Origin of the sequence: Shewanella sp. SW32 (assembly GCF_025653365.1) — a bacterium.
GTDB lineage: Bacteria > Pseudomonadota > Gammaproteobacteria > Enterobacterales > Shewanellaceae > Shewanella > Shewanella oncorhynchi.
In genome coordinates this window covers 1-9,777 of sequence record NZ_JAKKSJ010000071.1, presented here as the reverse complement: position 1 = coordinate 9,777, position 9,777 = coordinate 1, and the positions used below count along the sequence as shown (strand labels likewise).

11 protein-coding genes and 1 pseudogene are annotated in these 9,777 nt (G+C 42.8%); 6 read left to right on the top strand and 6 right to left on the bottom strand.

The window, feature by feature from the left end:
* Window positions 1–185: pseudogene (tnpA, locus tag L5M28_RS23525) on the top strand (IS200/IS605-like element ISSod23 family transposase); the annotation flags it as partial.
* A 119-nt stretch (window positions 186–304) separates the two neighbouring features.
* Here tnpA and L5M28_RS23520 read toward each other — a convergent pair.
* Together L5M28_RS23520 and L5M28_RS23515 are read right to left on the bottom strand one after the other, a co-directional pair.
* Window positions 305–1,144 (bottom strand): TIGR03899 family protein, encoded by an 840-nt coding sequence (locus tag L5M28_RS23520; RefSeq protein ID WP_028761753.1) that lies wholly within the window; start codon window positions 1,142–1,144, stop codon window positions 305–307.
* Window positions 1,145–1,288: 144 nt separating this feature from the next.
* Window positions 1,289–2,497 (bottom strand): MFS transporter, encoded by a 1,209-nt coding sequence (locus L5M28_RS23515; protein ID WP_263204507.1) that lies wholly within the window; start codon window positions 2,495–2,497, stop codon window positions 1,289–1,291.
* Window positions 2,498–2,973: 476 nt separating this feature from the next.
* On the opposite strand from L5M28_RS23515, the gene hemG reads away from it, so the two are divergent.
* The gene (gene hemG / locus L5M28_RS23510; RefSeq protein ID WP_028761755.1) at window positions 2,974–3,495 is read left to right on the top strand and encodes a menaquinone-dependent protoporphyrinogen IX dehydrogenase; all 522 of its coding nucleotides are present in this window, start codon (window positions 2,974–2,976) and stop codon (window positions 3,493–3,495) included.
* 107 nt (window positions 3,496–3,602) lie between these two features.
* A complete protein-coding gene (locus tag L5M28_RS23505) occupies window positions 3,603–4,130 on the top strand; it encodes a cytochrome b/b6 domain-containing protein (protein WP_263204508.1) in 528 nt (175 codons plus the stop codon).
* Between the two features lie 157 nt (window positions 4,131–4,287).
* On the opposite strand, the gene L5M28_RS23500 is transcribed toward L5M28_RS23505, so the two are convergent.
* The 3 genes from L5M28_RS23500 to nfsB all read right to left on the bottom strand — a co-directional run bounded on the left by L5M28_RS23500 (window position 4,288) and on the right by nfsB (window position 6,988).
* Complete coding sequence (locus tag L5M28_RS23500; protein WP_105251591.1) at window positions 4,288–5,043, bottom strand: DsbA family protein; 756 nt, start codon at window positions 5,041–5,043, stop codon at window positions 4,288–4,290.
* Between the two features lie 312 nt (window positions 5,044–5,355).
* On the bottom strand, window positions 5,356–6,000 hold the full coding sequence (locus L5M28_RS23495; protein WP_006082872.1) for a DNA-J related domain-containing protein: 645 nt from the start codon (window positions 5,998–6,000) through the stop codon (window positions 5,356–5,358).
* Window positions 6,001–6,334: 334 nt separating this feature from the next.
* Window positions 6,335–6,988 (bottom strand): oxygen-insensitive NAD(P)H nitroreductase, encoded by a 654-nt coding sequence (nfsB, locus tag L5M28_RS23490; protein ID WP_263204506.1) that lies wholly within the window; start codon window positions 6,986–6,988, stop codon window positions 6,335–6,337.
* Between the two features lie 162 nt (window positions 6,989–7,150).
* Here nfsB and L5M28_RS23485 point away from each other — a divergent pair, with 162 nt between their 5' ends.
* The 3 genes from L5M28_RS23485 to L5M28_RS23475 all read left to right on the top strand — a co-directional run bounded on the left by L5M28_RS23485 (window position 7,151) and on the right by L5M28_RS23475 (window position 9,301).
* Window positions 7,151–7,516, top strand: a complete 366-nt coding sequence (locus L5M28_RS23485; protein WP_263204505.1) for a VOC family protein — start codon at window positions 7,151–7,153, stop codon at window positions 7,514–7,516.
* A gap of 77 nt (window positions 7,517–7,593) precedes the next feature.
* On the top strand, window positions 7,594–7,950 hold the full coding sequence (locus tag L5M28_RS23480) for a DUF6547 family protein (RefSeq protein WP_263204504.1): 357 nt from the start codon (window positions 7,594–7,596) through the stop codon (window positions 7,948–7,950).
* A gap of 613 nt (window positions 7,951–8,563) precedes the next feature.
* Complete coding sequence (locus L5M28_RS23475; protein ID WP_263204503.1) at window positions 8,564–9,301, top strand: hypothetical protein; 738 nt, start codon at window positions 8,564–8,566, stop codon at window positions 9,299–9,301.
* Window positions 9,302–9,536: 235 nt separating this feature from the next.
* On the opposite strand, the gene L5M28_RS23470 is transcribed toward L5M28_RS23475, so the two are convergent.
* On the bottom strand, window positions 9,537–9,777 hold a 241-nt coding region (locus L5M28_RS23470; protein WP_263198686.1), incomplete at its 5' end, for an integrase core domain-containing protein.

Below are 9,777 nucleotides of genomic sequence, written 5' to 3'. Positions count from 1 at the left end.
GTGCGATAAGGCTATTCAATAAATTCCCTCATGTACGTAAAAAGCTATGGGGCAATAGCTTTTGGGCCAGAGGTTATTTTGTAGATACAGTAGGTGTTAATGAAGAAATCATTAGACGATATGTGCGCCATCAAGATAAACAAGATCAGGAACATGAGGCTCAATTGTCGTTGCAGATGATGTAGTTTTTGGAATAGCCCCTTCCAGGGGCAAGTCAAAGCCGCCTTCTAAGAAGGCGGATTCTTTACTTCTGGGTTTTACTGCTTATACCATTGATTCATAATTTATTTTTATAGTGCGATAATTATTCTATTTTAAAGTCTTTAGCAAATAAGAGCTGTAGAGCCTTCAAGTATTCTTGATCTGGCTTAGGCTGTACTAGTTGGGCGAGTTCATCGCCAATCGGTGTTAAGCGATAATAACTAAAAAGCAGATTACCGCTCTTGGGCGTAAGCTTCATTTGTATGCCTTGCAGGGCAAATTGAATCGGTGTTTTGTTATTGAGTAAACCGGTTTCGAACTCACTGCTGTGAAGTATTCCTGCATCGACTAAGGTCAGAATACTGGAATAGGGTAGCCCAAACTGGGATAAGCCTAAATTGACTGAGGTGGTTTTACGGAAATACTGGCCAATCCCACCTGACAAGCGGTAGCCACTGATGAGTTTTAGGCGCTGCTCGTTATTTACCTTAGCCGCCATGCCAAGGGCTTTTTCTAGAATTTGTGCTTCCCTGTGAGTCAGTTGCTTGAGCAGCGCTAGGGTACGTAGACTGAAGTTTCCCGGATTCACTATCTCGCTCGACAATATCCGAGCCCACAAATCTTGCATCTTACGGTTATGGATTTGTTCCGCCATCAAGAAAAATTGATGGCTCCAATCGGGATCAAGATCGACCCCAGTGACATCTGAGTGGGTATAACTGAGGGCTAAGGCAAAAATGGTTTCCACATTGGCCTGATATTCGCTCGATAACTTGCGTGCTCTATGTTGAGCTCGCTCGGCTATTGAGGCGTTCGCAGGGCGATATTCTTGCTCACTGGCGAGCCCTAATTGGCGACCAAGTAGCAGGGCTTTTTTGCGAGCGGATACCTCGGATGCTGACTCGCCTTCTTCTGCCAACAGTAAAATATCTGAATCCTTCATCGCGTTATTAATCCTTGAGCCTGCACTGTGGTTGAGGTGTGGGCTTAGTGAACTCTTACATTCGGTTGTAGCTTACTTTAGATGATCATCTCTTTAGTTTGAGCATCTCGTTAAGCCAATTCTTTGGTTCGTTATTATGCCGTTTTATTTAACGACTTTAGCGATTGATTTCGCACTTTTAGTTGGCCAAGACCATAAGGTTTCATTACCCGGTTCAGGATGGCGCGGAACATTCAGCGCTAGCAGTAACGAACATACGGCAAAGCCCGCCCCTATGTAAAATACAAAGGCGGGATCGGTTAACCATAATAAGCCCAAAAGCACAGGAATAATCACTGCGGCTATGTGGTTTATGGTGAAACTGACTGACATAGTGGCGGCAATGTCTTTGCTGTCGGCGATTTTTTGAAAATAGGTTTTCATCGCAATTGCCATCGCAAACAGTAAATGATCGATGACGTAGAGTGCTGCCGCCATATGGGCTTGTTCGACTAGGGCATAGCTGATAAAGACTAAGATGAGTCCAATATATTCCACAGTAAGCGCATTACGTTCACCAATACGTCCAATCAAACGACCAATAGCAGGCGCAAACAGTAGATTAACGGCATAGTTGATTAAGAACAGCGCAGTGATTTCACTGACGGTATAACCAAACTTTTCAACCATCATAAAGCCCGCAAATACCATAAAGATTTGCCGCCTCGCACCTGAAAAAAAGGTGAGCAGGTAATAGAGCCAATAGCGTTTACGCAGTATGATTTTTTTGTGTTGTATTTCCGTTGTCTCAAACTTGGGGTAATACCATGTTATGGTTAGCACAATGATGAGACCTAATACGCCTATAATCAAATACATATGCAGGTAGTCTAGCTTCAACCAAGTCATTACTAGCCAAATGCTGGCATAACCGACTAAAGCGGCCGCCGAACGCCACGCCAGTGCTTTCCCCATAAATCCAGCCGCGTCTTTTTTATCGACCCATTGCAGCGTTAGCGATTGGTTGATGGTTTCAAAATAGTGAAACCCGACAGACATCAACACAGTCGTAAGATATAGGCCTATGACCTGAGGAAAGAAACCTGTTACCGCTACGCCGATACATAAAATGGCGAGCGAGAGCAGGGCGAAGGCTTGTTCTCGAATGAGCAGCAGCACAAAAATCGCCGTAAAAGCCAAGAAGCCGGGGATTTCGCGCAGGCTTTGTAACATGCCGATTTCAGCACCAGTGAATTGGGCTTTCTCAATCACGAAGTTGTTGAGCAATGCCTGCCAAACGGCAAACACGAGTGACATAACAAAGGTCATCCACAGCAAGAGTGCTTTAGGATCTTTTGCTTGAATAGCTTTCATGGATAAGGGACTCAGGCGATAAGTGTTCAAATGCTAATGCTTTTTCCTTAGGTTGGCTATATAAGGTGTGACTTATCCCTTTCAATTTTGTAACAATGTTTAGGCGAATTAACTCTCTAGGTTACAAAGACGCTAAAGCGAGAATATACCTAAGGCGTTATTTTTGTGAGGCAGTTAAAACTACCGCATATACTTGGGGTGTTTGGCGCTAAGTCCGTGATCTATTTCATGTAAATTGGCGGGTAAATCACCTAGTATGAAATATCATAATTGTCATTTTACTTTTGCATACCAAGTTAAATTCCACTGGAATGCCAATGACTCTGGGTGTCCATTGCTACTTTTAGCGCATTTAGTCTGAGCGTTGTGATGTCATTTGATATGCCAAACGGGCATAGAGAGTCGAAATTAAGTCGCCTACACCGTCTTTTCTAGGCCGCTTATTGTTATTTTGCTTGGGATTAATCGAGGCTAAATTGAAAAGAATTCTTATCATTTACTCTAGTGTTCACGGCCAGACCCAAAAGATTGCTAAAAAGCTCGCACAGCAGTTAATGGCTTTGGGTAATGAAGTGGTTACTGCCGATATCAAGGCCGCTCCAGTGCTCACTGAGTTCGACAAAATCATCATAGGCGCCAGTATTCGCCATGGTAAACATAACCCAAGTTTGTACGAGTTTATTGAAAAGCATCAAGCCGTGTTGACGGATAAGGTCAGCGGTTTTTTTTCCGTTAGTTTAGTCGCGCGTAAACCCGAGAAAAACACCCCAGAGACCAATCCTTACATGCAGGCATTTTTAAGTAAAACCACTTGGCGGCCACAATTGCTGCGCGTTTTTGGGGGTAACTTGAATTACCAAGGCTATAACGCTTTAGATAGAAATATTATCCGTTTCATCATGTGGTTAACGAAAGGACCTACGGACCCTGTTACCAATGTTGAATACACGGATTGGCAGAAAGTGACTGAGTTTGGTGAGCAGATCCACAGCGCTTAAGCTTGATATCAAATTTCGGTGATTCATTTAGCCCTATTCTATTCGCGCCCTTAAAGCTGTATAAATGCCTTAGTCACAAGGGCAAAGGAGCATTAAATATGATCAGTATGATGACTAAACTTCGCTCCTTGTGCCGAGTCATTATGGCGCAACTGCATGTGTGGATTGTCGTGTCGACTATCTTACTCGTGTGTTCCAGTCCGTGGATTTTTATGGGCCGACGGATACCCGATAACGCCAGTTTTTGGGATTATTTGCATGTATATTTAGGTTTAGCGTGCACTGTGCTTGGGATTCTTTTTTTACTCAGCAATACCTTGCGTGGCAAGTGGCACCAATACTTTGGCTGGTTGGCGGGCGATTGGACACAGTTAAAGCAAGATATTGTTGGACTTGCTAAAGGCAAATTCCCCGTCGCTGGTGGCAAAGGGCTGTTTAGTGCCATAGAAGGTATTGGCATGCTGTTGCTGGTGGCTACAGGGGTTACGGGCCTCGTTTGGTTTATCGTTCAAGGGACGCCAACGGCGCTGGCGTGGCGTGGTTATCACCAAATTTTTGCGCAGGCTTTTATCGGTTTCTTGATCGTACATTTAATCTTGGCGGCGAGTCATATTCTCGATTTCATTCGCCAATAACAGATTGGAAAATAACACTAAATGACAGTATTTATATAGGCGATTGAATTAAGTTCTTATGTTGCAAGCTTGTTTCGAATGTGAATAAAAATGGCCTCCTAATTTGGAGGCCATTTTTTATGCTGACGGTTCCTTGTTTTCACGCTTGTGTCTGGATTTAGCTAAGACGTTGCTGACGGGTCACACCAATTGCGGCGGCGAAGACTAGAAATAACCAGCCTAGACTGCCACCCGATGAGGTTTTAGCGGGGGCGGCATCTTTCTCAACAGCAAGGTAGTTAATTAACCCAATTAACTCATCTAAGGTTTTGATGCTGTTTAAATTTACCGCATATTTATCGTTCACGATAAAGGCGGGTACGCTGTCGATTTTGAATTCATTCTGCTGGGTGCGCCACAGGGAAAGCTTTTCATTAGTGCTTTTGCTATCGGCTAATTCATCGTATTTAGCAGCATCGACACCAAATTGGGCGAAGACTTTTTTGATGTCATCACGGCTGTTAATTTGCGGCTCATGCTGATGGCCAGGTGCACTATGATCGTGGCCGTTTGCGCCCTCTGCGCCTTGGATTGCGGTAAACATGGCATGGGTTAAGGCGTCTTTGTTATCAACGCTTTGGATCACGGCTAATGAACGCATCACTTCGGTGCCAATGTCGCTATTCATAAAGTCGACATGCTTATTGTCGAAACTTATCTGTTTGTTGAGGTTTGCCTTGATATCAGGCAAATAGTTGGTTTCCATATTGAAGCAGTTATGGCAATAAAATGAATAGAATTCAGTGAGTTTTGGTTCGCTGCTAGGCGCTTTGGTCGAGATTTGAGTGTAATGTGTGCCTTCAACAAAATTGGCGGCAAAGGTGCTCAATGGTGCAATCGCTAAGGTTACAGCCAAGGCTAATTGTTTAATCATAGTTTCCTCAAATTCGGTGTGATTGAATTCACAATGTCAGTCGTTGTTATCGTTGACATTCAACGGTCAACATAAGAGATAGAGTGAGCTTCAACCTAGGAGTTAAGCTAGCCCAAATGCCAGCGTTGACACATAGGTTCAGGTTAAATGGAAAGGCTTAATTATGACTGAATTGGCATAAAGCTAGTAGGCTAAATCTGTGATCTCAATGGAAGTTTTACCTTAGATTTGGCAGGACTGTAGGCAGGATCGCATCGCTAAGTCGGTGCATGTTGATTAAAGCCCAGTTCTGCATCATCACTGACTCAATTCTTACGCAATATCCCTAAGCGACTGCCAAGCTTCGCACACCTCGCGAAAACGCGCCGCATCGCCATCGGGTCTGTCTGGGTGCCATTTAAGTGCTAAACGACGCCATTGCTTGCGGATATCACGGGCGGTAGCACTCTCGTCTAATTCGAAAACTCGCAGCGCGTTACCTTTGTTCATCAGATTGATATTTAAGCCTATATAGCTCTTATAATTGCTCCAGAATGCTTCAAGTAATTCTCGTACTACGTTTTCGCTGGTGTCGTAGTTATTCCAATCGAGGTAATACTCACGCAGGGAAGTATCTTGCATTATCAGCAGGTTAACGTTTGATGGTACTAAGCGGAAGATTTGAATTTCCATGGCTTTGACTTGCAGCCATTGCTTGGGCAGTAATATTTCCTGCAGCTCAAACAGGGCGTTCATCAGCAGGAAGTTACGTTTGAATAAATCGTTACCCGGATTTTCATCAAGCTGGTGGATCAGCCCTTGGGTTTGTAATTCAGTGGCTAAGTGATGGATTTTCCAACTTTGATTTGAAGCTTGTAAAACCGTAAGCAACGGCCAAATCAGTGGGTTATCGCCCTTAGTGTTTGCAACTCGAATCGATTGAGGTTCTTCAGTGAGTGAGGGTTTGGCAAATAACATACTGACTGTCCCATCCTAAATTGTGAGTGTTACCAATGCGCCGATAAAACCGCTGGGCTGCAACAAAGATGACTCGAAAGGCGACGATAAATGATCATTCACTAAGTTGAGCCGCAAACTATGCCACAGAGCCAAAGTGTAGGCAAAGATGAATTTTAGAGCAATACCGTGATTGTTTACTCCTACTTTAGATGGTTTCTCGGCGTAAATAAGCCGTTAACAGCAGTGAGGTTTTAGGGGAAGGTAGTTAAGAGTGGGCTAGTTTTAGACATGACGCCCTTGTTTATATCACATAAAATCAAGGGCATGCTTATTTTTCACATAGAGTGAAGGACTAGATTTCGGTGAAGATCACTTCTTGATCTAAGCGAGACTTAGGCAATTTAGCGTTGAAATCATTTTCTGAGTGATAACCTAATGCGACAACCACACAGGCACATAGACCTTGCTCTCTTAAGCCTAAGACTTGATTCATTTTAGTGGCATCAAAACCTTCGATCGGACACGCATCAATATCTAATACACTTGCACCGAGCATTAAAGTGCCAAGCGCTAAGTAGACTTGTTTTTCCATCCAATGCTGGGCATCTTTCAGCTCAAATTTATGCATATTCGCGAAGAAAGAGCGGCCATTATGTTGGCCTTGCTTGGCTTCTTCATTAGCAAAACGGCCATCCTTTGCTTCTTGCTCGAGTACTTGCAGTAAGTGTGCTTCATCTAATTGAGCACGAGCACAGAGTACGAGTACATGGGAAGCATCGAGAATTTTTTGGGTATTAAACGCATAGTTTTCGGTCGCTTGGGCAACTAACGCTTTACCTTCCGCCGTACTCGCTAACACAAAATGCCAAGGCTGTGAGTTAGTCGATGATGGGCTGTACTGCAATAAGGTTTTGATTTCTGATATTTTATCCGCAGGAATCGTCTTAGTTGGATCAAAGGCCTTAGTGGTGTAGCGCTTTTTGGCGAAGAAACTTAAATCACTCATGTAACGGCTCCAAATCATTAAGGAATACAAATTCAATGGCAGCATTTTAAGCAGGTTTAAGTAAAAAACAATGTGATCAAGGCAGGTATTAGTTTCAAAAAAAATTTGAAACTGGGTGCTTATGCGCACTAGACAAAGCTTATGTGTGATGGAGTCGATGGCATGAAGTTTCAGACAATCCCAATTATGCGGATCTTTGATGAAGATAAAGCCAAAGAGTTTTACCTTGGCTTTCTGGGGATGGAATTAGATTGGGAACATCGCTTTGAGGATGGCTACCCGATTTATATACAAGTTTCACTTGGCAATTTTGTTTTGCACTTGAGTGAACATTCAGGCGACTGTACTCCTGGCTGTAAGATTTTTGTGAATGTGAGTGAACTTGATCAATTGTTGGCTCATGTGACTTCTAAGCCATATAAATACAACAAACCTAGTATTGAAGATGCGCCTTGGGGCGATCGTTGCTTTACTGTAACAGATCCGTTTTCAAACAGGATTTTGTTTAATGAAGCAGCAGACACATAACAGAGTGAGGCATTCGAGGCCTGCGGCATTTACAAGTTTACGCGCATGGGCACTGCGTTATGCTTTCAGGAGAAAAAATGAGTTCAGTTGAATTGTGGAAATGCTTTGTTGACGAGTTTGCTCAGTTACATGATGGAGTATTTGAAAAATGGGTCTTGCAAGAAGGGAGCTATCCAAACAGGCAGGAAAATTCAGAAATAAATGAGTTCTTAACGTCACTAACTGTCCAGCAAAGAGAGATTCTCGTCAAGATGCTTATTAATGCTAGACATGGTGGTATTCATGATGCCTTAGTACGACTTAATGACAGAATGGACTGCGAAAATGGTCAGTATTACGAAAACGGCATTGAGATGGAATTTCAGCCCTTTGGTTCCACCCTTTACTATGACTATGTTTGTCGCCGAGAAGGGGATAATTGGGAGCAAGAATAGGTATTATCGGAATATCTCGCTTCCAATGATCACCCTGCATATAGCCTAGCACACAGCTGAATGATTTCAGTTACTTAACAAAGTCATCGCTGGTTGAAGGCAAACCAAAAGTGCATTATGTTGTTGGTTTAAAATGGATGGCTTGATTTATTATTCGCTAACGCGGATCCGCTTATACCCAACGTTATGTGTAAGGGAATCTTAATGATCGAAAGACCCAAAGTAATAAACCTCACAGAAGCCAGAACGATTCGCAAAGTCCATTGCGGAGAGTGTAACTGGGAGCAGGAAATAGCTGCTATCACTGAAGCTGAGATAAAATGTTGCCCTTGGTGCGGCTGGAGCGATCTGGAAATAAGTACTTTAAAAGCAGAAGGTGGCTTCCAAGAAATAGAATGTCAAAAGCACGGTAGAGTTACGGTTCTACTACCTAGCTGCAACATTGATCCACTAGACTTCATGAACAACTTATTTTGTCCATTCTGTGAGTAACACATAACAATGCAAACCAGCCTGATGGCTTTTTCGTTCCTTGTTTTGCTACGCTACCGCAAAACAATCCAATACAAAGCAGCTGTTTGTGGCTATGCGTGAAGAGAGATCGGATATATAAATGGAAAAAGCATTAATAGATATTAGGTATTACGCTAGCGACTCCCTATATGAGAAAGGTAAAAGTCTACCTTCGAGTTGTTCTAGCTTTTTCAAATTTCCTAAGCTGCTTCATTACTGGGGTGCTCGTATAGCCACAATACTTGGTGCAAATGGATTATCCCTCGGAGAATTCGATCACCTATATGTAAACTACACAAATGCTATTCCAGAAGGCACGATGGTTTTTTCTGATAGAACACCAGAAAAGTGGCTTAGGTATATAGATTGCGGTGTAAATTTTGAGAAATTAAAATCATTAAATGAGTCCGAACTTGAACAATTTGTAATTCGCAGTACCTTTGAGTGTCTTGAGCACCTTTGTAAGTTGAGCATAGAAAAAACCGAAAAAATCAAGCTTGCTTCAAACGAGGTGGAAAGATTTGGTTCTGCGGTCGAGTTTCCAGTTAAGGCAAAACATACTAAGTTATATTCGGTTCTGGTTTCATATAGATTACGCCCAAATGGCGAAGCATCTCATGGGCTTGTAAAATACATTAACCACAAAACAGGTGCTACTTTCACTAAAAGGTTTGTTGATCTTAAGGGGCCATCGGATATATTTCCTCTGGTCGGTACAATTTCAGTAAAAGATGGAAAAGTCCTGATCAAGCCGAGGGCATCATTTAAAGCTAGCCTTTACACAAATTCATATCAGATTCCAATGGAGATTGATTTAAGTGAAGCGGCAAGCGCATAACAAGGCGCTGCTAGGGACAAATCTACGCTGCGCTTCGGTTTGTCCTAGAGCGCGGCGTTAATCCATAGAAAATTTAATCCGAAAATCATAGATTAGAGCAAGAATTCTAACCCATTTATGTCTACTAGCTTTTTACGTATATATAGCAAAACTGGTAGTTAAAATTGGCATTGGGGCACCAGTGATCGTTGGCGACATGGATGTCGCCGTCGAGCCTATAAGGACATTGTAGTGGTCAAGTAAAATTGGCCACGGTTTTAGAGTCATTCCAATATAAACGTTCTGACCTATTTGGCGTTAACCCACCATTATATTGATGGGGTCTAGTCTCGCTGTAATATCCAGTGATGTAATTTGTGATCTCTTTATCTGCTTCTGTGAAATTCCCATAACCACTTGCGGGTATCCATTCAGATTTCAAACTTCTAAAGAAACGATCCATCGGTGCGTTATCCCAACAATTCCCGCGACGTCTC

Coding starts and splice junctions, on each gene's coding strand:
- L5M28_RS23520 (WP_028761753.1), bottom strand. CDS start 1,144: ATGAAGGATTCAGATATTTTACTGTTGGCAGAAGAAGGCGAGTCAGCA.
- L5M28_RS23515 (WP_263204507.1), bottom strand. CDS start 2,497: ATGAAAGCTATTCAAGCAAAAGATCCTAAAGCACTCTTGCTGTGGATG.
- L5M28_RS23505 (WP_263204508.1), top strand. CDS start 3,603: ATGATGACTAAACTTCGCTCCTTGTGCCGAGTCATTATGGCGCAACTG.
- L5M28_RS23500 (WP_105251591.1), bottom strand. CDS start 5,043: ATGATTAAACAATTAGCCTTGGCTGTAACCTTAGCGATTGCACCATTG.
- L5M28_RS23495 (WP_006082872.1), bottom strand. CDS start 6,000: ATGTTATTTGCCAAACCCTCACTCACTGAAGAACCTCAATCGATTCGA.
- nfsB (WP_263204506.1), bottom strand. CDS start 6,988: ATGAGTGATTTAAGTTTCTTCGCCAAAAAGCGCTACACCACTAAGGCC.
- L5M28_RS23485 (WP_263204505.1), top strand. CDS start 7,151: ATGAAGTTTCAGACAATCCCAATTATGCGGATCTTTGATGAAGATAAA.
- L5M28_RS23480 (WP_263204504.1), top strand. CDS start 7,594: ATGAGTTCAGTTGAATTGTGGAAATGCTTTGTTGACGAGTTTGCTCAG.
- L5M28_RS23475 (WP_263204503.1), top strand. CDS start 8,564: ATGGAAAAAGCATTAATAGATATTAGGTATTACGCTAGCGACTCCCTA.